At 50.5% G+C, this 24,008-nt stretch carries 20 protein-coding genes; 6 read left to right on the forward strand and 14 right to left on the reverse strand.

Annotation, left to right across the window (positions count from 1 at the left end; genetic code table 11):
* Positions 1-199: 199 nt before the first annotated feature.
* The 9 genes from BITS_RS01685 to BITS_RS01725 form a co-directional block, all read right to left on the reverse strand.
* Complete coding sequence (locus BITS_RS01685; protein WP_026642857.1) at positions 200-769, reverse strand: TM2 domain-containing protein; 570 nt, start codon at positions 767-769, stop codon at positions 200-202.
* 114 nt (positions 770-883) lie between these two features.
* Positions 884-1,921, reverse strand: a complete 1,038-nt coding sequence (locus BITS_RS01690) for a 3-isopropylmalate dehydrogenase (RefSeq protein WP_026642856.1) — start codon at positions 1,919-1,921, stop codon at positions 884-886.
* A gap of 226 nt (positions 1,922-2,147) precedes the next feature.
* Positions 2,148-4,568: a S9 family peptidase gene (locus BITS_RS01695; RefSeq protein ID WP_238556517.1), complete on the reverse strand. Its 2,421-nt coding sequence runs from the start codon at positions 4,566-4,568 to the stop codon at positions 2,148-2,150.
* A 56-nt stretch (positions 4,569-4,624) separates the two neighbouring features.
* Positions 4,625-5,857, reverse strand: a complete 1,233-nt coding sequence (locus BITS_RS01700) for an App1 family protein (RefSeq protein ID WP_081693603.1) — start codon at positions 5,855-5,857, stop codon at positions 4,625-4,627.
* Positions 5,858-5,987: 130 nt separating this feature from the next.
* Positions 5,988-6,398 carry a glycine cleavage system protein H gene (locus tag BITS_RS01705; RefSeq protein ID WP_026642853.1) on the reverse strand — a complete coding sequence of 137 codons (411 nt, stop codon included), beginning with the start codon at positions 6,396-6,398 and terminating at the stop codon, positions 5,988-5,990.
* Between the two features lie 103 nt (positions 6,399-6,501).
* A complete protein-coding gene (locus BITS_RS01710) occupies positions 6,502-8,124 on the reverse strand; it encodes a L,D-transpeptidase (protein ID WP_152571154.1) in 1,623 nt (540 codons plus the stop codon).
* 270 nt (positions 8,125-8,394) lie between these two features.
* Positions 8,395-9,492 carry an NAD(+) diphosphatase gene (gene nudC, locus BITS_RS01715; protein ID WP_034534445.1) on the reverse strand — a complete coding sequence of 366 codons (1,098 nt, stop codon included), beginning with the start codon at positions 9,490-9,492 and terminating at the stop codon, positions 8,395-8,397.
* A 15-nt stretch (positions 9,493-9,507) separates the two neighbouring features.
* Positions 9,508-10,365, reverse strand: a complete 858-nt coding sequence (locus tag BITS_RS01720; RefSeq protein ID WP_152571161.1) for an alpha/beta fold hydrolase — start codon at positions 10,363-10,365, stop codon at positions 9,508-9,510.
* Between the two features lie 123 nt (positions 10,366-10,488).
* On the reverse strand, positions 10,489-11,103 hold the full coding sequence (locus tag BITS_RS01725; protein ID WP_026642848.1) for an NUDIX hydrolase family protein: 615 nt from the start codon (positions 11,101-11,103) through the stop codon (positions 10,489-10,491).
* A gap of 339 nt (positions 11,104-11,442) precedes the next feature.
* On the opposite strand from BITS_RS01725, the gene trxA reads away from it, so the two are divergent.
* The 3 genes from trxA to BITS_RS01740 all read left to right on the forward strand — a co-directional run bounded on the left by trxA (position 11,443) and on the right by BITS_RS01740 (position 15,000).
* Positions 11,443-11,772, forward strand: coding sequence for a thioredoxin (trxA, locus tag BITS_RS01730; protein WP_026642847.1), 330 nt, complete (start codon positions 11,443-11,445; stop codon positions 11,770-11,772).
* 190 nt (positions 11,773-11,962) lie between these two features.
* Complete coding sequence (locus BITS_RS01735) at positions 11,963-12,964, forward strand: G5 domain-containing protein (protein WP_026642846.1); 1,002 nt, start codon at positions 11,963-11,965, stop codon at positions 12,962-12,964.
* A 302-nt stretch (positions 12,965-13,266) separates the two neighbouring features.
* Positions 13,267-15,000: an MDR family MFS transporter gene (locus BITS_RS01740; protein ID WP_081693602.1), complete on the forward strand. Its 1,734-nt coding sequence runs from the start codon at positions 13,267-13,269 to the stop codon at positions 14,998-15,000.
* Positions 15,001-15,119: 119 nt separating this feature from the next.
* Here the strand turns inward: BITS_RS01740 and BITS_RS01745 are convergent, their stop codons facing one another.
* The 3 genes from BITS_RS01745 to BITS_RS01755 form a co-directional block, all read right to left on the reverse strand.
* Positions 15,120-16,397, reverse strand: coding sequence for an Nramp family divalent metal transporter (locus tag BITS_RS01745; RefSeq protein ID WP_026642845.1), 1,278 nt, complete (start codon positions 16,395-16,397; stop codon positions 15,120-15,122).
* A gap of 122 nt (positions 16,398-16,519) precedes the next feature.
* Positions 16,520-17,263, reverse strand: coding sequence for an HNH endonuclease family protein (locus tag BITS_RS01750; protein ID WP_026642844.1), 744 nt, complete (start codon positions 17,261-17,263; stop codon positions 16,520-16,522).
* Positions 17,263-18,105 (reverse strand): aldo/keto reductase, encoded by an 843-nt coding sequence (locus BITS_RS01755; protein WP_034534440.1) that lies wholly within the window; start codon positions 18,103-18,105, stop codon positions 17,263-17,265. The genes BITS_RS01750 and BITS_RS01755 overlap by 1 nt, the downstream gene beginning before the upstream one ends.
* Positions 18,106-18,577: 472 nt before the next feature.
* Here BITS_RS01755 and BITS_RS09410 point away from each other — a divergent pair, with 472 nt between their 5' ends.
* From BITS_RS09410 to BITS_RS09420, 3 genes are all read left to right on the forward strand, one after another.
* Positions 18,578-19,702: a glycoside hydrolase family 3 C-terminal domain-containing protein gene (locus BITS_RS09410; RefSeq protein WP_238556518.1), complete on the forward strand. Its 1,125-nt coding sequence runs from the start codon at positions 18,578-18,580 to the stop codon at positions 19,700-19,702.
* A gap of 77 nt (positions 19,703-19,779) precedes the next feature.
* Positions 19,780-20,367: a fibronectin type III-like domain-contianing protein gene (locus tag BITS_RS09415; RefSeq protein WP_238556519.1), complete on the forward strand. Its 588-nt coding sequence runs from the start codon at positions 19,780-19,782 to the stop codon at positions 20,365-20,367.
* The gene (locus BITS_RS09420; protein WP_238556520.1) at positions 20,310-21,410 is read left to right on the forward strand and encodes a glycoside hydrolase family 3 N-terminal domain-containing protein; all 1,101 of its coding nucleotides are present in this window, start codon (positions 20,310-20,312) and stop codon (positions 21,408-21,410) included. Before BITS_RS09415 ends, BITS_RS09420 begins: the two co-directional genes overlap by 58 nt.
* Before the next feature lie 544 nt (positions 21,411-21,954).
* On the opposite strand, the gene BITS_RS01775 is transcribed toward BITS_RS09420, so the two are convergent.
* Both BITS_RS01775 and BITS_RS01780 read right to left on the reverse strand, forming a co-directional pair.
* Complete coding sequence (locus BITS_RS01775; protein ID WP_160249594.1) at positions 21,955-23,220, reverse strand: ATP-binding protein; 1,266 nt, start codon at positions 23,218-23,220, stop codon at positions 21,955-21,957.
* A 19-nt stretch (positions 23,221-23,239) separates the two neighbouring features.
* The gene (locus tag BITS_RS01780; RefSeq protein WP_026642840.1) at positions 23,240-23,974 is read right to left on the reverse strand and encodes a LytR/AlgR family response regulator transcription factor; all 735 of its coding nucleotides are present in this window, start codon (positions 23,972-23,974) and stop codon (positions 23,240-23,242) included.
* Between the last annotated feature and the right edge of the window lie 34 nt (positions 23,975-24,008).

Genomic DNA, 24,008 nt, shown 5'->3' on the forward strand with positions numbered 1-24,008 from the left:
ACTCGCAACTTCCCGACACGCCGGCTATATCTGTTGGTTACCGTGTCTCGGCGAAAAACACATCAGTTGCTGAAGGGATCCAGCGCAGTGACACCCATCGCTTTGCACAACATCGCAAAGCAGACGCATGTATGAATCAACCCTTGCGCAGTAGGTATTCTCCTGCGCAAGGGCCATTCATTGAAAGGATTCTGCGAACCTAATCCATCAATTCAAAACCGCGTCCATCTCGATGCCATGGAGAACCGTAATTCGAGCACAAAATCAAAATGCCCTCTACGAAACTCCAGATAGCGGCAATGATAGGTCCGACCAAGATCAACCAGCCGACCACAGTTAGCAGCAGTTGAATCACTGCCTTGGTTGTGTAGCCGAGATAGAAATTATGAATGCCCAAAGTACCCAAGAAAATAGCCAGCAATCCCGCAACGATTTTCTGCTTCGGAGCATAGCCGTAAGGCATCTGCCCATTGGGCATTTGTTGCGGCGCACCCATATTGGGATTCTGCTGGGCATAGCCATTGTCCTGGCCGTAGCCATTCTGGTTGGCATATGCGTTCGGCTGCTCATATCCATAGGATTGTGCATTCTGCTGGGCATACGCATTCTGCTGGGCATAGGATCCCTCTTGACCATATGCAGCTTGCTGTCCTGCAGCATAGGAATTGGGCTGGTTATATTGTTGATTTTGCTGCTGATTGGCTTGTGAAGCCGCAGCATTGTCATACGAACCTTGAACTGGGCCATTGCCTCCGTTGTAATCGCTCATGGTGTCCATCATATCCTATTCACGACGAAGCTCCAGCAAATTCAACTACAAGACATGCAATGGCCTCAATACATTCATCCACAGTCACCAGACGCACTTTCCTGCCCCATGGCATCACAGCCTGGCGAGAATATCCCGCCCGACTTGTTCAGTGCTCCGCTGAGTGGGACCCAATTGAGCAATATCAGCCTCAACTGCTGCGTCAATGCGCCCAGCCGCCGCATCGAATCCCAGATGACGCAGGAGCATAGCAGCTGACAACACAGCCGCCGTTGGATTGGCGATGCTTTGTCCTGCGATATCGGGAGCCGAACCATGGATAGGCTCAAACATCGAGGGATATTCATTCGAGGCATTGATATTGCCGGATGCTGAATATCCAACGCCACCAACGACAGCACCCGCTTCATCAGTGAGAATATCGCCAAAGAGATTATCGGTGAGGATCACGTCGAAGCGAGAAGGCTTGCTCACCATAAAAATGGTAGCCGCATCGATATGCAGATAATCGTGGCTCACCTCAGGATATTCTTCTCCGACCCTGTCAACAATGCGCTGCCACATATCGCCGGCATTCACCAGAACGTTCTTTTTATGCACCAGCGTAATATGCTTGCGCCTTTTCATAGCCAGATCAAAGGCATAGCGCACTACCCGCTCAACACCATACGCCGTGTTGATAGAGACCTCGGTGGCAACCTCAGCAGGCGTATTGCGCCGCACTGCGCCGCCGGCACCGCAATACAACCCTTCGGTCCCTTCTCTGACCACCACGAAATCAATGTCTCCTGGTTGCGCAAGCGGTGATGTGACGCCTTCATACAATTTCGATGGGCGCAGATTCACATATTGGTCAAGGGCAAAACGCAGCTTCAACAGCAGTCCACGTTCAAGAATTCCCGCCTTGATACGCGGATCGCCAATGGCACCCAGCAGAATCGCATCCATGCTCTTGATCCGTTCCAGCTCGTCTTCGGGCAGGATCGCACCGTCACGGAGATACCGTTCAGCACCCAGATCAAAGGGCTCATATATGAATTTTGCTTCGTCAGCGCACACCTTATCCAATACAGCCTGCGCTACCGGTGTAACTTCTTTGCCAATGCCATCGCCAGCGATGACGGCAATGCGATATGTTGTGCTGTTACTCATAACGGCGAGCGTACCGTCGCGGTATCGACCAGCTCATATTCATTCCACCTTATGGACATTTTGAAGCAGTTTCGAAACACCATTGCGGCAGAAATCCTGCAGAAGTCTGAAATATCAACATTCTTGACGGGATTTGCATCTGCAATCACATCGCACAAAAACGAGGTTCAAATTCCAAATAGTGAAATTTGAACCTCGTTACGCATATGTCGATGCAGAGGAGCCGCTATGATTCGATACCCATTATCGAAAGACACCAAGCATTTTCATACGAGACTTCTTCCCATTGCTTGTAACGACCAGTAACACCTCCGTGACCCGCTTCAACCTCGATTTTTGCAATAGCATCCACCCCGGCTGCTTGCAATCGGGCGAGCCATTTCAGCGGCTCGACGACCAGTACTCTGGTGTCATTCATAGAAGAGGTAATGAAAATCGCCGGGAAGTCATGCACCGGCTTCTCATCACTTGGGGCATTTTCATATGGCGTATAACTGCGCATATAGCGATATACCTGCTCATCATGCAGAGGATCTCCCCACTCATCCCATTCAGTGACAGTAAGAGGCAATGAAGGATCCAGAATAGAGGTCAAAGCGTCCACAAAAGGCACATCGGCTTCAATACCTGCGTATCGTTCGGGAGCAAGATTGGCCACGGCTCCCATCAACAGACCTCCTGCAGATCCGCCATTGGCCACAGTTCGTTTGACATCTGCATAACCCAAATCCTGAACTGCAATGGTGGCATCCACGAAATCCTCAAAGCTATGCTTTTTATTCAGCCTTCTGCCTTGTTCGTACCATGCCCCGTCCCATCTCTCCGCCACCGCGAATGTGGCTACTGCATAGAGCACGCCGCGATCGAGCAAGCTGAGTCGTGCGACGGAAAAACCAGGATCAGAGCTGATTTCATACGCACCGTATCCCGTTATGAACATCGGCGCCGGCAGTGTCACGGCATCAGGTCGCCACACCAGAGAAACCGGGATGGTTTCGCCGTCACGAGCCTTCACCCAAATGCGACGCTCGGCATATTTGCCCGGTTCGAAGTCTCCTAAAACCTGCGCGCGTTTGAGCAGCACATCCTCACCTGTGGCGGGATCGAATTCATGCAATTCGCCTGGACTGGTGTAGCTTGAGAAGCCATATCTCAACTTCGGCGCAAGATACGAAGGATTTGACGAAGCGGAGACGGAATAGAGCTTATGCCCGGGCTGCAAATGATTCTGATCATCCGCGTCCCCGACTAGCCGTATAGGAGCAATGGCGGGTGCCTCTGTCTTATCGGCCGCGCTGTTAAAGTCGTCTCCAACGCCATGCGGCTGCAACTCAACAAATCTCCATGGCTGATGCGATATGAAATCTTCCTTCGCCTGGGACTTGGTCATCATGGCGATATGCGGCATACCGTCTGCACGGTAGCTCAGTAGCGCAAAATGACGATACAATGCCAAACCGTCCACGCTTAGCCCACGCGCACCTTGCAGAATGCGCGGGTTGGCAGGATTGAAATATGGTTCACTGATGGCATGGTCACGTGCACCCGGTTCGAAGCGATCGCCCTGCTCACATCCATACGGAGATCCCACAGCAACCGGCACACCTTCTCCCAATGTGAAAGGCGGCTTGTGATCGCGCATATCGATAATATCGATTTCGAAATTGGGATTATGCGCATTATGACTCACAATCGCCACATCGACGTCTTCACCTTGTTCACCAGCCCCTTCGAAGCAGGCAAAACTGACATCATATTCGATACCTTCTTCACGTGCGATGAAGATTGAGAACTCGCCTTCCGGCGTGGCAAGAGGAAGCAAACGGACTTCTGAAGTGGTCTTCGATCCTGTATTGATCACCATATTGCGCTCATCGAAACTCACGCCAACACCAACCCAGAATCGTTCATCAGACTCTCGGAAGACTTCCACATCCTCACTCACAGGGGCGCCGACACGATGGCGATACACCGCATATGGACGCCACGCATCGTCCAATACCGTGTAGAACACCCACTGGGCATCGGGAGTCAAGCAGGCGCGGCCTATGCCATCCAATTGATCAGGCAGATCTTCACCTGACTGCAGATCCCTGATACGGAAGTCGTATCGTTCATCGCCGCTGGTATCCACGCCGTACAGCAGCCATCGACCGTCACGGCTGAGGTCCATGCCACCCAATTGGAAGAAATCCTTGCCAGCCGATTCGACATTGGCGTCAAACACAATCTGCTCACCAGGCAAAGAACCGGGAACGGACAAGGGATCGACTTCGGGAGCATCCCAGTCATCAGCAGAGGCGACAGGAATGCGGCATTGCAACCCATACTGCTTGCCCTGCTGAACACGGCTGAAATACCAATAGTCATGAATGCGCGTAGGCACCGACATATCGGTTTCCTTGACCCGCGATTTCAGTTCATCAAACAATGATTGGCGCAAGGACGCCAAATTCTTAAGACGGAATTCGGTGTACGCATTTTGGCCTTGGACATAGTTGCGCACTTCTTCGGACTTGGTATCGCGCATCCATTCGTACACATCGTTGAATTCATCCCCATGGAATTGACGAAGATGAGGTACTTTCTTTGCCACAGGAGGAGTAATCGACTCCTGCGCCGACGCATTATTCTGCTGTGCAATCATGCCCGCCATTGTAGAGCCGAGCGCATATAACGCGCCGTTAGCTGAAGCTGGCTTGTTTAGAGGCAGCGCTTCAAATATGGCAACATGGTTTTCATCAGATTGGCTCCAGTCGTTCCCGTGAACACAGGAACATCGGTAACCGGCATCGGCTGAGTGGCGGTAATGCCCGAAACCTGCCCAAATGGAGAGGACTCCTTGGGACTGAGCTGCCTGATTCCAATGGCCAAAACCCTACCAGGATATCGGCGTGCAATCGTGGCATAGGTCGTCGGATCGCGCTGTCCATCATCACCTATCAGTATGAACTTCATGTCTGGAAAATCCGACATCAACTGTTCGGCGAATTCCAGCTTATGCTGTACGCCACTGGGCACGAAGGTCCTAGGTCTGGGATCCAAATCGCGCAAAAGCAACGGCCCCTCAGGATATCCATGGTTGGCAATGAAATGTCGAATCGAGCTTTCAACGTTCCACGGAGATGTTGACAAATAGAAGAAGGGGGCATCTGGGAAGATATCCGCGATTTTATTGAAAAATACGCCCATGCCGGGCACTGGCGCACGTTTGTTTGGATTCAACAACAGCAGATTGTAAGCCGCTCTCCACATCGAAGGTGCCTGCGTCACCATGATCGTGTCATCAACATCGGAGATGACGCCGACCTGCGTTCCTGGCGCAATCGTAAACAGATTCGAGGTTACCGGCTTACGACGTTCGATCTCATAGGAAACGGCGTGCACACCTGCGGGCAATTCGCGCATTGCCACCAAATCCAAGTATCCGGATGAATCAGAAACCGCATATTCGCTGCCCTGGGCATGGCTTTGATCCACCTCGTCATAGGCTTCGGATCTCCCCACCTGAACCGTTTCCAAAGGGATGCCATCAATTGCTATGCGTACACGAACCTTGGGGGCGGGTATCGTGAGCATTCCCCTGATACCACGAATCAGCTTTCCTGCACGGCTATGCTCAGGGGCATAAATGGTTCGGCAAATCAATCGGGAAAAATCATCGGTTCCGTATCCGATATATGGCTCGACGCGCGGATACCAATCCATACGATTCGCAGCATACGTCGCGGCTTTCACCCATATGGAAAACAACCTGGTAATGAATCGGCGGGACCACTGCACGACAGCCGGCTTGGTTTCAATGCGCTCATGACGCGATGCGGTATCAAATGTGGTGCTGGCCGGACGAGCTGGAATCGGTATCGTGGGCATATCGTCTACTGATTCTATGTCAAGACTCATGGATTCTTCGTCGCCGATCATGTTTTCCATCATACGGTTTGCTTTCAACCAATTGCCAAAGCTGCATTCAACAGCCTAGTATTCCGTGCCAACAGGCTCTCATTGGATGCAACTTTTGTCGACATCATTCATAACGAGCATGCTGAGCAGCAAAGCATTCCGGCTATCTGCGGATAACCGCAACATAGCTTGCTGCGTCAAGCAACTCCGGCTCATCATCATCGAGTTCGATTTTGACGAGCCAGCCTTCGCCATACGGGTCGTCACTCACCATGCCCGGATCATCGTTCACTGCATTATTCACATAACGAACCACTCCAGCAACCGGCGTGATAACAGGTGTCTGACCATGTTCAGTGTTGAGCTGGGCTATTTCATCGCCTGCTTCAAATCGCTCGCCGGACTCAGGAAGTTCCACTTCCTCGAGTTCTCCAAGCCGCTCAATGCCGTATTCGGTCATACCCAAAATCGCGGGATCGTCGTCATCATCCAACCAGACATGCTCGTCTGAATACTGCAAATGCTCCGGAACGTCAAGATTCAAAGGCTGCTCATCGATTTCGCGCTCACTCATATCTCCAAGCATACGCAAGGCCGCTGGAAGAACATGCCGTTATGCGAGAAGCGGGAACGAACCGCAATTCGCTCCCGCTTCCGATATCAAGTACCAATATGCATTAACGCACTGGGCCTGTTGGCTGGGTGCCGACAACCTGCACGATGGTTCCTTCAGGGCAGTTGTCATAAATCCACTGGGAATCCTGCTCATACATGTTGATGCAACCGTGGGAACCGTGATTGGCCGGATCACCGGTCGCAATGCCGTTGTAATTCCAAGTGGCGGTGTGGAATCCTTCACCACCGTTGTAGTAGCTGACCCACTTCACTCCCTTGGAGAGATACCGTGAACCATCATCATTCAAACCGGTCATATCCTGAGAGGCATATTTCAGATAAATGGCAAAGGTACCGTTATCGGATTCGTTGCCGCCATCACGTCCTGTGCACACCAGGAAAGTCTTGACCAGCTGATCATTCTTGTACACCGATGCAGTCTGCGTGGTCTTGTCCACAACAATGCGCATTTCCGACTTGACTTGCTTGACATCATGAGCGGTCACATCGGCAGCAACCTGGACGTCCGCGCCCTGGCCTCCTGTCAGTGCGTTGTACACCTGGTCAGCAACCGCGTCGGTATTCTTGACCGTTACGCCATCGACACCCTTGACCTTGGTGAGCAGCACGCTGCCATTGCCATCAATCACATCTTCCTGCGAGACCATTTGCTGATTGAGCTGTTCGGGAAGAGTGGACGCCATGTAGTCAACGATTTTCTGCTTGTCATAGCTCAGGCTAATGGTGCCATTGCTTGGGTCGCCTGTCGGAGTAATCCATGAAGCAACCTGTTCAACAGGAACCGTAAACGTCTTTGAGTTGCCATTATTGATGGTGAACGCGGCAGACAAACGAGTATTGGCCTCATCCGCGGCCTTCTGGGCCGCATCCAGTGAGATGGGCATGTCGACGGTTTTGTATTCCACCGAGACGTTCTTATTCGAACCGGGTTCGCTTATGAGGGCATTCACCGCCTCGACAACGCCGGTGTCTTCAGGAGTTCGTCCGCCTTTGCCTTCTGTTGCAGTGAAAGTCTTGCTGGCATCATCGTAGGCGATGCTGGAAGCCACGGCTCGATCTGATTCCTGAACAAAATTCTCAGTGAGATAGTCACTGAGCTTCAGCTTGTCGACAGTGGCATTCAAGGCCACGTTTTGAGAAGCGAATGGATTCACCTTGGCAATGGCATTATCGCTTTTGGCAGCGAGAAGCTGGCTGACCGTGGCATCAACATCGACCTTGACACCCAGATCAGCAAGGCTTGCCGTGACGGACTTGCCGTCACCATCTGTGACAGTGACTTTGGAATTTGCGACGGCATTATTCACCGTAGTCTTCAGCTGCTCGGCGTTCTGACCGGCAACGCTGGTGCCTCCTAATTCGACACCCAGAGCCGCCTTGTCTTGGAAATACCACCCGGCTCCAAAGAACCAGCTCAGCGAAAGCACCACTAATGCAGCAAGAATGCCAAGCACAATCCACAACGTCAGATTTCGACGCTTGTTCTTTTCCTTATGCCCGGTTCCCAGAGCCGCCATGTCAATGACATCTCCGTCTTGCGCGCCCGCGAACGCGGCGCCGGCCTCTTGACCGATATTCGAGGTCTGATCGATGCGACGAATGTTTGTGGTAACCTCTCCAGGTTGCGCATCAAACAAGGATCGACCTTCTGAAGCGCTCGTCACGATAATCGTCCTTTCCCTGCCTTACTATGCGCCTAGGATAACTCGATTACCTGACGCTCCCTGCCCTTACCAGCTATCAACACGCCGACGCGAGCACAGTTATGCACTCTGCAGAGGATTACTGTGACCAATGTCACAAGTTGGAACGCAGCATTCCCAACCTTCAATCGAATCATGAGATTCGTCTCATCCCCTATGAGCATCGTTCATATCACCAAGCGTGCATGAACGCATAACAGTCGTAATCCTACACAATCCCCAAGATGATGGTTATATTTCTTGCCCATACCACTCTTGGATCATATGGCGTGCAATCGAGGCCTTACCGGGCAGACTCATCTCCCCTGCTATCAGGGCATGTGTGAGTTGGTCTCGGCTCATCCATCTCACATCCGTGGTTTCGTCACCATCGGCATGTATTTCTGTCGTGAGAGCCTGCGCTTTGAAAGCCATCATCAAGGACGCCGGGAATGGCCAAGGCTGGGAGCCGAGATATTTGACCTCTCCGAGTCTGATTCCTGTTTCTTCCATCGCCTCACGACGGCATGCGTGCTCCAAATTCTCCCCCGCTTCCACAAATCCAGCAGTGACAGAGAACAAACTGGCATCATTCCAAGCGCGATTATGCTGCATCAACAATCGGTCTTCGCCGTCAACGATTGCCACAATAACCGCCGGTTCAACCCTAGGGAATAGCAAACGATTGCCATCGGATTCATTCGTGCATCGCTGAGCCCATCCACTGAGCGCGGATTCGACTTTCGATCCGCAGGTCGGGCAATACCGTTGGGCTGTATGCCAGTTGCTCAAGGCAATCGCCGTCGTCGCCTGTCCGACTTGACGTGCCGAGGCGTGTGGAGCAAAGGTACGCAAATCCACCCAGTCATATTGCTGTTTTGCATGGGCAAAAATCGATAGCGACGTCTTGTTGGCAGGCATGCTCTCATCCAATGCGGCATCGGCACCCGTATTGGCGGCATCAGGCAACACGCCTCGGGTATTGCCTCGAGGATCCACCGAAATCCGGCTTATATCCACCGCTACGGCATATTCATCGCGTTCGGGCCCATACGAGCCCAAGAAAATGGGAAGTACTTCCTGATGGTTCAACACATCATGAACCGCATAGTTTCCAGGTATTGTTGCGAGGCTCATCGGGGCACCCGAATGTTGCCTCAACCCCGCCGGATCCTTTGCTACGGCCACCAAGCCGTCGCTCACCAACATAACCTTGGTATTCGGATTCTGCAGTAGTTCCTCAATAAGCCCTGGCTGCGCTCTTTTGCTCACCTGATAATCAATATCGCCCTGAGCCAAAGGCAGAAAAGGCAGCGCCTGTGTCATCGCAAGCGGCGAAAACAACCCCATGAGTATCCAACTCCCTCAATGATTCGAAGCCTTGACGGCCTGACCTACCAGATCAACGATTGCCTCAGCGACTCGAAGAGGATGTTCGGTCGCACTGAAATGCCCGCAATCCTCGATAACCCGCATCCGCACCTCACTGCGCGTCATCGCTTGGGATATCGGCTCCATAACAGCTGGAGGACTTGAAGGATCCAAATCACCGCATAACACCAAAGCAGGCACTGCAATCTTGGGCAGTTCCGCGTTGAGATCGGGTCTTCCCGCCGCCATTCGCTGCCTCCAAGCCACCCCTTCAGGCGTCTGCGACTGAATCAAGGCAGCAAACATTGCAGTGAAATCCGCTGAACGCTTCACTGTCGAGTCATGAAGCTGAGGAGCCGCAAAATGCATGACCGCATCCACTGTTTGCGAAGATTCGCATTCCTGAGCGATATGCAGACGCCTCGCACGCGCCTCATCGCTATCGGCATCCGCCTTCGTATCGAGCAATCCAATCGCAGCAACGGCTTCTGGATGCCTGCGATGGATATCGAGCACCACGTACCCGCCCATTGACAGGCCCACCCACACAGCCCGCTGATATCCTGCATCACGAATCAACTGCACATATGCATCTGCAAGTCTGTCCATGGCCTGCTCATATGCGCCATCTTCAGCAATTGGTCCGGTCGCCGATTCATCGGGCACTGCCGACTCCCCTGCGCCAGGCATATCCGGCGCCCAGATAGGAAATGGCTCCAGACCTGCGTGCTCCGACATATGCGCAATTTGCTGTGCGCACTCATCCCACATGTGATGGTCCACAGGGAAACCATGGACGAGAACCAATGGCAATCCCTGACCATCGGCGTATGACGTGTTATGCAATGAAATCCCCACTGTCACTCCTTTCCAATCCGATCTTCCGCTCTGATATGCGATTGCTGCTGCACACGGCGCGCCTGTGCTCAGCCTCCGACTGCATACGCCGGAACTGCCAGTGTTCAGCCGGCGTATTCACACACCCGCCCAAGCCAATGCCTTGCGCACAATAGCCCCATGACCATTCGCCATCTGCTCGATGAACACATCGATGCGTGCATCATGAGGATCGCACCATTCCACATCCAATGTCTCATCCTGAGGCTTGCAATCTCCCGGAATAGGGACGATATAGCACAAAGCGATGCTGTGTTGGCGAGGATCATAGAATTCCGACAAACCCGGCGTCGGGAAGAATTCTGCAACGGTGAAGGGCTGCAGGCATTGCGGCAGCACAGGCAATGCAATATCACCCAAATCCTTGGCAATATTTCGAGCTATGGCTTCGCGCAAAGACTCATGGAATAACACTCTGCCAGCAATGAGCGTTCGTTCAATGGAACCGTGCTCATCGACCCGAAGCAGTGAACCCACGCTCACGATTCGGCCGAGATCGTCAGTGCGCACGGGCACGATTTCCACATAAGGAATCGGAACCTGCCGACGAATCCGCTCTATTTCAGGGCGATCCAACCAGCCTGGAGGATTGCTCCCACCGAAATCCTCAGGGGTGACATTATCGAATTCGCCGCGACGACGCCCTGCGTCGAAGTCATCATCATCAGGCACTTCATCATTCAACACTGGCATGCCACTATTATGCGACATGCCTCAAACCGATGCGCAACACAGGAAGGTATTTCGTAGGTATTTCGCAAGGCAGGATTGTTTCCACATGCAGAGCGTATTTGTTTCATTGACGACCAAAGCCACGAGCGTATCCACGACGCTGGCGACCTGCATATCACTGCCTGCTGTATCCACAATCGGAACACCTTGAAAAACGGCCTTATTTCTCAACTTCCTTAGTGTCGTTGAGCGATTGAGAATCTCAGCGAAATATTCCGACTCAGCGGTATTTTCCTGTCAGCATATGAACTACCCCTATGGGGTATGCTGTGGTCACGTCAAAAAGGTAAGGAGTCGACTATGGCAACTACGACACTGAACAGCAAGAACTTTGAATCAACCATCACCGACAACGATCTCGTTTTCGTGGACTTCTGGGCCACTTGGTGTGGACCGTGCAAGGCTTTCGGCCCCGTGTACGACAAGGCCAGCGAGAAGAACCCCGAGATTGTGTTCGGCAAGGTGGATATCGACCAGAACCAGGAACTGGCCGCAGCCGCAGACATCCAGGCAGTGCCTACTTTGATGGTGACCAAGAAGGGCAAGGTCATCTACAAGCAGGCAGGTGCATTGCGTGGCTCCGATCTCGACAAGCTGATCGAGCAGGCAAAGAACTTCGAACTCAAGTAATCGCCCAACGGCGGAATAACAAACCGTCTTCTGAAATGCACAAGGTGTGTACTGCACTTCAGAAGGCGGTTTTTTCGTAGGTTCAGGATGTTCTGTTATCATTGTGCGCGGTGCGCCCGCGTCGATGAGGTTTGAACATAAGAAAACATCGAAGCGGGACCTAGGTAATGTAGGCCCATCAAGGAGCATAATGGCAAGCCATCGCAAGCAAGTGCCCACCCTGAAATCCCTGAGCAAACGCCAGTGGATGAAGATAACGGCAACGGCGGCAGCGATTAGCCTGCTCGCGGGAGTAGGCGTTATCTCCCGCACGTTCTATGTGTCCGCCAACCCGGTGGCACAGGTGACTGAGTATTCGGCAACTGATTCAAATGCACTCGACGTGTCCCGTGGCACTTCCCGCGACGCTCTCAACGGTGAGACTTCGTATATCACGGTGAAGATCAACGGTCAGTCTCGAGTGGTTTTGGGAACGGATTTTACCGATGTGAAATCGGTTTTGGATGCCGGTGATATCACGCTTGAATCCAATGACACGGTATCTCCCTCGTTGACCACCAAAGTGGATGAATCCACGGTCATCACCATTGAACGCGCAGGTGCGCAATTGGAAACCTCTGACGAATCCATTGCGTTCAATGTCGTCAAAAAAGAAACCTCCGATCTCCCGGCAGGAACCGAGAAGGTGGAGACCGAGGGCGAGGAAGGCGTCATGGAAACCACAAGCCTTGTGACTCGCGCCGGCGACAAGGTGGTATCTTCCAATATTTTCGCTTCCTATGTGAAGAAAGCCCCGGTTGACAAGGTCATTTTGGTAGGTACCGGATCTACCTCATCTTCTTCGTCATCTTCATCGAGCACATCCACCGATATCGGCACCACAGTGCCAGCAGGCGAGATGCAGCAGTGGGCTCATGATTATTTGATTGCCAATGGCTACACAGAGGCCGATTTCACGGCAACTGTGTACATCATCACCCATGAGTCGGGATGGCGTGTGAATGCCACCAATGCCAGCTCAGGCGCCTACGGCCTGCCACAGGCTCTGCCGGGCAGCAAGATGGCTTCTGCAGGATCCGATTGGGCGACAAATTATCAGACACAGCTCAAGTGGTTCTGGATGTACTGCGCCAGCAGATATGGTTCTATCCAAGGTGCATACAACTATTGGATCGCCAACCACTCATACTGATTGACAATATCATTGATGTTTTGAGCCTCGTACCGTTCGGTGCGGGGCTCAAAACATATCCGTCCGTTGTTATTCACGACTTCGGATACCATGGATATTGTCTACGACAGGTTGCTGCACCGTGGCCGCAACAGAAATCCGGACAACGGTGTATCATATCTTGGTCACGAACAAGGCTACCGACTGGGGATGGGAACGCCGATTCTCTATGCCGGCATGCTACTAGCCGCTCTTCAACGGCTTGAAAAGTCCCAATCGCGCCAAAAACCGTTTGGGCCCGCCAATGCGTCGAAAGAACTTAGATGTCGAAGAATCGTCACTTGTCAACAATAAAACAGCAGCGAAGTCAAGCTTTATCGAGCGAAGACACCTTCCGTGACGGACATTTGACGAAACCGGCATTTATCTCACTCGCCATTCTCACCTTCATCACATTCGTCGGCAATTTCACCCAGCTTCAGCTCAGCGCCGCATTGCCAACAATCGTTGCGGAATTCAAGATCAATGTGACAACAGGACAATGGATGACTTCGGTCTTCCAGTTGGTTATGGGTGTTATGGTGCCTTTGACCGCCTTCTTGACCAGGCGATTCTCCACCCGCCATATTGTGATCACTTCGATGATCGTGTTCACGATTGGCTCTGCAATCGCCTTGACCGCTCCCACATTCCTACTCGTTTTACTGGGACGCACACTGGAAGCCATAGGAACAGGCGTAATGTGGCCAGTTCTGCAGATCACCGTATTCTCCATCTACCCTATGTCTCGTCGTGGGGTTGCCATGGGCACTGTCGGCATGGCCATGAGTGTCGCCCCTGCACTCGGGCCGACCATAGGCGGTTGGCAGACCGATGCCAATGGCTGGCGCTCAATATTCCTCTCGCTTACAATTATCGGTGCAATCGCCATCGTGCTTGCAGTGGTATTCCTGCGTAACTTCGGAGCACAAGATCGAAACGCACAAGCGGACCTGTTCTCGGCCAGCCTCTCAGTCATTGGTTTTGGCGGATTGATGTTTGGCTTCACCAATATCGAGTCGTATCCATTCGATAACCCCATGGTTTGGGGTCCAATGGTTATTGGCATACTTGGCATCGCCTGGTTCATTATGCGGCAAATTCACACTGCGCGTCGCTTTGAAGAGCTCCGCGAAGCACACCGAAAGGCCCGTGCCGCCGGCAGTGAGGTGCCGCCAGCAGCAATGCAACACAAGGGACGAGCCATTCAGCCACCACTGCTGAACCTCGGTGTTTTGCGCAATCGAAGCTTCACCATAGGAACCATATGCGCATCATTAAGCTTCTTCGCTTTTAGCTCCATTGTGGTGATTATTCCGTTGTACATTCAAAATGATCGAGGGTTCTCCTCCACAATGAGCGGTCTGATCATGCTGCCGGGCGCCTTTGGCATGTGCATCGCCCAGTTCTTCGGCGGCAAACTGCTTGATCGATTCGGAGCCCGACCTGTTGCGCTTACCGGATCCATAACCCTGTTTTTCGGCACTATCATGATGAGTCTTCTGGGAATGCATACTTGGATTTGGTGGATTTCGATCTGGCAATTCGTCCGCCAAATCGGCATGGGATTCGTGCTGATGCCCATCACCACATGGTCATTGAACTGCTTGGAACCACATGAAGTCTCAGCCGGTTCAGCGGTGACCAATACCGCCCGGCAAATTGCCGGTGCCATCGGTGCCCCTATTTTGGTTATCAGCATGGAAGCCTTCACCAAACTGCGTCATGCAAGTCTTGGTGGCACACCGCAAACCGCAATTCAGGCAAGCGTATTCGGAGTGCAATCTGCTTTGCATATCAGCGCAGCCATATGCTTCATCATGGTGCTGCTGGTGTTCTTCGGAGTCAAAGGCAATGGCGCCGGTTCAACCCATGACACCGTGCAACGAGCCATGGCGCGTGTCCACATGGTGCACCCCCATTTGCCTTCGATCGCAGGCCATCAGATCAATATCGGGTCCCATCGGGCTCAGGGCAATCATGAACACGGGCCACAAGCATCAAGCGTGGAGGAATAAACCGCACTCCCCCGAAACAGAAAGATGTCCAAACAGCCATCACATCCTGCTTCGAGGTATGAATCATCACATTCGATGCAATGAATATGCCGGCAGATAATCCTTACGCCTTACAGGCCTTATGCCTGACCGGTAAGCGTTAAATACACAAGAACCACATTCAGACAAATGATGACCGCACCTACTGCAATGCACAGCAAGTGCTTGCCCAGCCCATCACGCCACGAACCCATGATTTCGGCGCTTCGAGTGTAACGCATAAGAGGAATTATGGCGAAGGGGATGCCGAGTGACAATACCACTTGTCCCACAATCAATGCCATCGTGGGATTGGATGAGAACCACAGCACAAGCAGAGCCGGGACGAGTGTGATTACTCTGCACAGCCACATGGGCAGTTCATAATGCAATAGGCCTTTGGCGATTTGCGAACCTGCATAGGTGCCCACTGCTGTTGAAGATAACGACGATGCCAATAATCCAATAGAGAACACCACACCGACGCCGGGACCCAATACGCGGACAATTGCCTGTTGCGCTCCTTCGATGGTATCCGTCCCAGTCACACCGAATAAGGAATGAGCCGCTAGAACCAACAGTGCCAAATTCACCGTTCCGGCCAGAAGCAGAGCCCAGACCACATCCACCTTTGAACCGGTAAGCAACCGCTTGATACTGGGCTTTTCACGCCCCGCAGAATAATGATCATTCACCAGAGTGGAATGCAGATAGATGGCGTGAGGCATCACCGTCGCACCCAAAATGGACGAAGCCATAAGCACCGAATCAGGAGTGGTAAAACGCGGAACCAGGCCGCTGAGCACATTACCGGCCGATGGAGGATCGATAACCAAACCTGCAACGAAACCAAAAGTGATGATCAAGAGCAGGCCAATAATCAACTTTTCAAAAACACGATGCGCCTTGCCACCTTGGAAGAGCAATAATCCCGTGGAAACCACGCCGATTATGCAACCGCCGAGAAACATGGGTAATCCGAAAAGCAGATTCAGGGCTATTGCCCCACCGATCACTTCAGCAAGATCCGTGGCGATGGCAATGATTTCAGCCTGAACGAAGAAGGCAATACGCCCGACCTTGCCGAGCCGCTCCCCCAAAATCTGAGGCAGCGATTTGCCTGTGACTATTCCTAATTTGGCGCTTTGATATTGGATCAGCACACTCATGGCATTGGCCAGCACCAAAACCCACACCAGCAAATATCCGTAACGGGCACCCGAGGTGATATTTGCCGCCACATTGCCTGGATCGACATACGCCACTGCGGCAACGAAGGCCGGCCCCAGAATCGATGTCAGCGCATGCGGCCGTTCAGCTCCAACGGTTTCATCATCACGCACCTGCTGTTCCAAATCTGTCACAATGCTCCCCGTCATTACCCTCGGTACGTCTACCGATATACATCCACTTCATTTCATCGGCGTATCATCCGCCCACCGCAAACAGTCCCCGGTGAAGAACTTCTCATCCCGAGACTTGCAGACACACTACTTCTAGATTAAGGCAATTGCTGCGCAGGGCAAGAGCGCAATACGGATTTCATCGCGCGTTTTTCAGCTGTGGTTACGGTCAAGGAATATGTGGATTTTACTGCGATCTGTTTGGCGACATAGGTGCAACGGTATGCACTATTCGTAGGCAACCAATACGCTGCAGAAGCTGAACCTTTTTCCTGGTTTGCAGGTCCATCCACGGCCAAGAGATTATTCATATCATTGCCGAAGCGATATCGTTTTGCACTATCCCAATTTCTAGCACCGGACTGCCAGGCATTCTCCAAAGCCACAACATGATCGATTTGCACTGCGGCGCTGGTTTGCGGTCCACGCACAAAATTGATCGTCTTTCCTGTGTATGGATCTTGCAATATGCCTGACGCCACCTTGCAGCCGCCCGCTACCGTGTATGTCACATTGCTCAGGTCACGGGCCAGCACATCCTCACGGACATCGCAACCGTTTCCATCACTGTCGGTCTGGCGATATCCGAATAGATCACGATCATATCCGGCCTTGCTTGGATTATCGTCAACTGATAGCGCGTCAAGCGCATCGGATGCGGGACCTGTGGCGACATATTCTCCGGTAATTTCACCTATGGGCTGGCTCACCTGAGGTAGCCATATTCCGATGGTGATGCCGATGACGACGGCAATGACCAGTAGGATCAACACCCGTTCCGTGAGGCTGGTCCCACTGAATCTACGTTTGCGCCAACGGGTTTGAACTCTTCTGCGAGGCATCAGGCGTATGTGAAGGTCAATGGGTCATGACCGGCGCGTTGTGGACCGTCCAAGGCGTCGATTGCATGATGCTCTTCCTCGGTAAGACTGAATCCAAATAGGTCGATATTCTGCCGCTGCCGCTCAGCATGCACGGATTTGGGAATGATAATCGTGCCATTCTCAATATGCCAACGCAAAATCACTTGCGCTTCAGAAACGCCATGCTTCTGAGCAATCGATTCGATAAGCCCATCGCCTGCTTTCAGGTCGGCGCCGCGGGCCATTGGCGAATACGCTTCTACGGCAATATCATGAGATTTGCAATACTCAACCACATTGCGCTGTTGCCATGTGGGATGCAGCTCAATTTGGTTCACCGTCGGATATTCACCGGTTTGTTCATGCAGCTTATCGAGATGTTCGGGCAGGAAATTGCATACGCCCAAAGTGCGAATCCGGCCCTCTTCCCGAAGACGGACAAATGCCTTCCACGTTTCATCGGAACGCCAGTCGAAAGGAGTCGGCCAATGAATCATATACATATCGACATATTCGACCTGAAGCAGTTTCAACTGGCGTTCAAAGGCCTTCAAAGCACTGTCATATCCCTGCTCGGAATCGCGCAGTTTTGTGGTCAGCCACAACTGTTTGCGAAGTTCGCCGTTGTTGAATCCCGTTGACGCGAGCGCTCTTCCGACGCCAGCTTCGTTGTTATAGCCGGCTGCGCCATCGATATGACGGTATCCAACTTCCAAAGCGCTTTCCACAACAGGAACCACGCCCTCATCGTCAATGCGCAGCACTCCTAGCCCTATTTGCGGAATCGTATTGCCATCACGCAGACTGATGGTCTCAATCATATGCACTCCCTCATCGTCGATACCAAAGCTCAGCTCATCTGATTATGCCATTGCCTCATGTCGTGTATAACTTACCCACGCCTTATCTACTATAGTTTTTGGCAATCACTGCCATCCTTCCGATGTTTCCAATCACTCCAATTGCAATATAGATGGTTCTCAGTGATCAAGTTCAATGCATAACTCCATCACGTGATAGCGAAGCAACCTATTAAAAATCGCAATTCATACCTTTTATGCAACTGATGATGCCTTCAAAACACCCAACAATGACGTTTTGGACGCAAGTTCATTCTTACCCGATGTGGAATGTTTCTATCAGGTACCTGATTGCGCGATGTTGCTCAAGAAGATACCTGTCAGCCTATCCGTAAGAACAGAAGGAAGGAACAATGAAAGGCATTTGCAAGCCCACCAGCTCACTAATCACATGCTTTACCGACATCTCCATACACCTTTCGGAGGTGAAATCATGACATCATTCATGCACCCCGTCAAAAAGCGATATGGCATCCTTGGATTGATCCTGGCAACAGCACTCAGTGTGCTGCTTATTGTCACCAATCTCGTGCTGCTGCGATATGCCAATACAATTTCATCGACATTGAATCTAAACAAGCAGATCAGTAACGGAGGCGATGAGGCCACATATAGAAAAGCCAAAGAGATCACCCAACGCATAAGCGGCGAAGGTGTGACTCTGCTCAAAAATAACGACAATTCACTCCCTCTCACTGACAACAGGGTTAATGTTTTCGGCTATAGCAGTGTCAATCTTGTGTACGGCGGTTCAGGTTCGGGATCGACTTCGGGAGCGTCACATAATGAGACTTTGAAGCAGTCATTCGAAGCTGAGGGATTGAGCATTAACGAAGACCTTTGGAATTATTACACTGCACAATCCCAGCAAAGCGCCTCTTGGAATGTGTTCTCGCCCAATGGTGGTGACTATAACATTTATGACGCTAATTGCTCCGGGGTCTATGATCTTTTCGACCAAGCAAAGCAGTATAGCGATACTGCTATTATCGTGTTTTCCCGCTCTGGTGGAGAAGGTGGCGATTTGCCGATGGACATGGGAGTTAAAGATGACTCCGGCCAAGGCCTTGTTGGAGGAGATGAAGGAAAAACCTACTTGCAATTGCAAAGTGCAGAGCTGAAATTACTGCATTCAATCGAACAGAAATTCAGCAAAGTGATCGTATTGGTAAATTCCTCACATGCAATGCAACTTGATTTCTTGGACGAAGATGGCATAGACGCAGCTTTGCAGATAGCAGGGCCTGGTTCTATAGGTATGAGAGGTGTCGCAGACATCCTGAATGGAACGACCAATCCAAGCGGCCATTTAGTTGATACATATGCTTACGATGTAAAGAGCGCCCCATCGTATTACAACATGGGCGACTGCTTTTATAGCGACTATAAGCAAAATATGTCAGATAAATACTTCTACTTTGAAGAGAATATTTATACAGCTATCGTTTCTATGAAACCGCCGCAGCAGAAAAGGCCGTTATCACTAATGCAGAGGGCACGGTTTATGATTATGCGAATTATGACGATATCGTCCAATATCCATTCGGATATGGCTTAAGCTATACCACCTTTGATTGGCAACTAGAAAATTGGCATGTTGGAGGTCAAGGCGGAGAAGTCACTGCAACAGTAAGAGTGACTAATACCGGCGATGTTGCTGGAAAAGATGTGGTCCAACTGTATTACAGTGCCCCTTATATCAAAGGCGGTATTGAGAAATCGGCGGTAAACCTCGGCGCTTTTGCAAAAACCGACCTTCTGAAACCTGGCGATTCTCAAGAAGTTCAGCTCACCATGACATTCGACGACATGGCTTCTTTTGACTACAGCAACGCACAATCATACGTTATGGATGCAGGTACCTATACCTTCACCTTACGTACGGACGCACATACAATCAAGAACAACGCTTCCACATTTACTTATGATCTTGATAACACCATTGTGTACGACGATGATCATGACGGAAAACGTTCCACCGATGAGATAGCAGCTGTAAGTCAGCAAGAATTTGCCGACGCAGGTTCTATGGAAACAAACATGCATTACCTATCACGTGCAGATTTTTCCGGCACCTTCCCCAATCAAGAACGCCGTCTCAACCCGACTTCCATTCCTACAGCGGTAAAAGCTAGACTGGAGCCAATGGCCCTGGATCTACTGCTTTGGAAAACACACAAGAAGATATTGAGATGCCCACCACCGGTGCAAAAAATGGATTAAAGGTTGATGATCTCAGTGGAGCCGATTACAACGATGAGCGTTGGACCAAATTAGTCGAGCAGATGAGCGTTGACGAACTGGTTGAACTGACAGGCAATGCTGGTTGGCAAACTTCTGCCATCGAATCGGTGGGCAAAAAAGCAACTGTAGACATCGACGGACCACAAGGCTTGAATGGGTTCAATTTCACGGATACCCTTATGAACACTTATACATCTGAAGTACTTATGGGCATGACTTGGAATCCGGAACTCGTGCAAGAAATGGGTGACACATATGCCAAAGAAGCCCTGTCATGGGGAATCGTGGGCATCTACGCCCCCGCCTTGAATACCCATAGGTCTCCATTCGGTGGACGCAATTTCGAATATTTCTCCGAAGACCCGACGCTTTCAGGTCTTCTGGCTGTTTCCGAAATAACCGGTATGCAGAACCAAGGTGTGTATGTATATGCAAAGCACTACTTACTCAATACCCAAGATACAAACCGCGATGGCGCTGCAAACTGGTGCAATGAACAGGCATTGCGCGAAATCTATGCACGACCATTCGAATTAGCCATCAAAAAGGCTAAATGCACAGGTCTAATGACTGAGCTATCTCGTATCGGAACTTCCTGGAGTTCGGCTACCCGTGCATTGTGCGATGAGCTACCTCGTGAAGAATGGGGATTCACAGGCAAAATCATAACTGATGGCGTAGGACCCGGCGGGGATTATTATATGCTCCCCGACTATGCCATTGCAGCGGGTAACGATATGATGCTCACCAGAGCAAGTGGTGACTGCGGGTACACATCGGCGACATTGGATAGCGCTTTCGGTATTGCCCAAATGCAGCGAGCAGCAAAAAATATCCTCTATGTCTATGCCAACAGTAAAGCAACAGAAGTCAGCGATCGCTACAACGTTTATTGGCAATGGATGTGGATACTCGGCAATCTGCTCTTGGCGGGGATGGAAATAGCCATCTTCATAGCCTTGCCCGTACGTGCTTGGTGTTTCGCTACCCCATCTGCAAAAAAGGAATCGCAAAATGTGTAATATGCCTAAAAACAATGCATTTGCAGTATGCAATATCATCTGGCTCATACTCATAGTAGCAAGCGCTTCTATTGGTATAGTGTCAACTGCCGTCTACCTATTGGCTGTACAAGATGTACAGATATTAAGCTGGTCCATAGGCTACATATTGACTTCGGGAACAAACAGCAATGTGCTCATGCCATCTCTCTTGATATCTCTAGTAAGCTGGTGTGTCTTCGCGCTCTGCATAATCAGAGGCGTCATGATGGACCGTGCCAAAAACAATAACCGTGCCGTTTGATTCACCTTATCTATTGTCTATCACCGTTAATGGCCAGTGATGGACAAATAGATTTCATGCGGCATTTCATGTGGTTGGATGCCTACAACTCCTCCAAATCGGGGTATCCAACCACATTTTCATTGCAAGCATTGTATATCGACACTACTCCGAAAGGCTATTTGCAAATACAGTCTTTTTAAGTGTTGTGGGTGTGCAGCCGAACATCGTTGTTCATCATCCCCATGACACATCATATACGTCGTTATAAGGGACATCGGTTCATGGCATCGGGGCAGGAAAAATCATCTGAAGCGTAAAAGTATTATCCGAAACATCAACTTTGATCGCTCCTCCATATTGTTCCACAGTGTATTGGATGCTGCGAATGCCGTATCCATGATAGCCCGCTTCCCCAATTTTGCTGGTCTTCGGCAGCCCTCCGATCAAAGCGACAGGCGTATCACAGTAGTTACGCACACTAGCCACGATGAGATTCCCACGACCAGAAACATTTACCTGGATAATCCGCTTATTAACATCGGCATTTCCCTTGACGTTTTCTATTGCGTTATCAAGTGCATTGCCAAAAATGACATACATATCAGTCGGATCAATAAAATCAAGCTGTTTGCCATCAACCATGCACATCAAGGCAATATTTTGCGATTCGCAATACAGGCTTTTCTCTGTAAATACCACGTCCAAAGCTGGATTGCCTGTATGCACCGAAGAATCATACATCGAAACAGATCGCTCTATATTGCGAAAAGCTCCATCCACAATCTGCTTTTCATTCATTGCCTTGAATGCTGCGATATGATACTTGAGATCATGGCTCTTTCGATTGATGAGATCAATTGTCTGTTTAGATATCTCGTATTGAGATCTCTTCGTCTCCCACAACTGCTGCATAGTGAGTAGCTCAGTACGCACCCGCTGTCTTCTATCAATGTCGTTTTGCAGATAAAGCGCCAACAAACTGAGAGTTCCAGTAAGCAATCGAAAAGCCGGAATCATCAAAGAATGTTCCCGCGAACCAATAAGTAGGAATATTAATTGATAATTGGAAAGCAAAATAAATATCACTGCCACGATAAAGGCGAAAATTACCTTTTGTCTTGCTTCATCACGACTTTCGGGCATAACGAATACCGGCCGTAACCATATGCGGCAGACCCAATAAACGGGTATGCAGACAACAATGGACAAGACAATGCGCAAAACTGGCTGAGCAACATCACTCGCCAACATTGATAACAGGTCAACTAGTTCAGAAAAGATAGATGCCACAATCTGGGCCCAAACACAAATATATATGCCTTGTTGCCATCTCGTGCACCACAACACGGCAAATATCCCCAACAGCAACTGGCTAGTTGGAGCTTCTAACGATGTGGAACTCGTATCAAAACTAATCAGTGATAATTCAAACCAGATTGACGACGCCATAATTGCTGCAATGATAGTCATAGATGACAGTACATGAGTCAAAGCACGCTTGTTGAAATGCGTGTCTCCTAGGCCAATGACTGATGCAATTCCCATTAAGGTCACTATGGGCAAATTAAGCATGTGCATCCTGCCCACTCCCATAATGCGTCAATAATGCTGACATGAATCCCTTGTATTTCTGCCTACTGATGTTGATATGGCTTCCGTCATCGATTATGACCTGTTTATCTGCAGTAATCCCGTTTACATGTGCCAGATTCACTAGGAAGCTCACGTTGCATCGTGCAAACGATGAATCGTGAATCTCCTCTTCAATAGCATTCATCGACTTTCTCAGCGTGAGCACTCCCTTGGACGTGTGGATAATTAGATTGTGGAGTCGACTTTCAACATAGCGTATTTCATCCAGCCCAAGACGAACTGTCTGACGTTCGACACTAAGGATAATCGACCGTTTTTGGATTGCCCGTCGCTTGGTAATCAATTGGACCGCTTGTTCGAGTTCCATTGCAAATGCATAGTAATTCACTGGCTTCAACAAATATGACAAGGCCCTCACAGAATATCCCTGGATAGCATATTGAGCCATATTCGTTATGAATATGAGTACCACATCATCATCGATGCTTCTGACCTCATGCGCTACATCCATGCCATTCATATGTGGCATTTCAATATCTAGCAGAATTAGATCAAATTGCTGCTCAAATTGCTCGATGAACAACGAACCATCAGGAAATGTCTTGCACAGAATTGATTCATCATGTTCCCTTGCATAACGTTGGATGTGTTCATGCACAATCTGCGCTGAGACGATATCATCTTCAACAACCGCAATGTTCAGCACCTGACCATGATATCTGCTTTTGCACTACTTTAGG

It is taken from the genome of Bifidobacterium tsurumiense (genome assembly GCF_000741765.1).
GTDB classification, from domain to species: domain Bacteria; phylum Actinomycetota; class Actinomycetes; order Actinomycetales; family Bifidobacteriaceae; genus Bifidobacterium; species Bifidobacterium tsurumiense.

Coding starts and splice junctions, on each gene's coding strand:
- BITS_RS01740 (WP_081693602.1), top strand. CDS start 13,267: ATGTCGAAGAATCGTCACTTGTCAACAATAAAACAGCAGCGAAGTCAA.
- trxA (WP_026642847.1), top strand. CDS start 11,443: ATGGCAACTACGACACTGAACAGCAAGAACTTTGAATCAACCATCACC.
- BITS_RS01685 (WP_026642857.1), bottom strand. CDS start 769: ATGAGCGATTACAACGGAGGCAATGGCCCAGTTCAAGGTTCGTATGAC.
- BITS_RS01725 (WP_026642848.1), bottom strand. CDS start 11,103: ATGCCAGTGTTGAATGATGAAGTGCCTGATGATGATGACTTCGACGCA.
- BITS_RS09410 (WP_238556518.1), top strand. CDS start 18,578: ATGACATCATTCATGCACCCCGTCAAAAAGCGATATGGCATCCTTGGA.
- BITS_RS01745 (WP_026642845.1), bottom strand. CDS start 16,397: ATGACGGGGAGCATTGTGACAGATTTGGAACAGCAGGTGCGTGATGAT.
- BITS_RS01750 (WP_026642844.1), bottom strand. CDS start 17,263: ATGCCTCGCAGAAGAGTTCAAACCCGTTGGCGCAAACGTAGATTCAGT.
- BITS_RS01755 (WP_034534440.1), bottom strand. CDS start 18,105: ATGATTGAGACCATCAGTCTGCGTGATGGCAATACGATTCCGCAAATA.
- nudC (WP_034534445.1), bottom strand. CDS start 9,492: ATGGGGTTGTTTTCGCCGCTTGCGATGACACAGGCGCTGCCTTTTCTG.
- BITS_RS01705 (WP_026642853.1), bottom strand. CDS start 6,398: ATGAGTGAGCGCGAAATCGATGAGCAGCCTTTGAATCTTGACGTTCCG.
- BITS_RS01690 (WP_026642856.1), bottom strand. CDS start 1,921: ATGAGTAACAGCACAACATATCGCATTGCCGTCATCGCTGGCGATGGC.
- BITS_RS01775 (WP_160249594.1), bottom strand. CDS start 23,220: ATGGGAATTGCATCAGTCATTGGCCTAGGAGACACGCATTTCAACAAG.
- BITS_RS01695 (WP_238556517.1), bottom strand. CDS start 4,568: ATGATTGCACAGCAGAATAATGCGTCGGCGCAGGAGTCGATTACTCCT.
- BITS_RS01700 (WP_081693603.1), bottom strand. CDS start 5,857: ATGATGGAAAACATGATCGGCGACGAAGAATCCATGAGTCTTGACATA.
- BITS_RS01735 (WP_026642846.1), top strand. CDS start 11,963: ATGGCAAGCCATCGCAAGCAAGTGCCCACCCTGAAATCCCTGAGCAAA.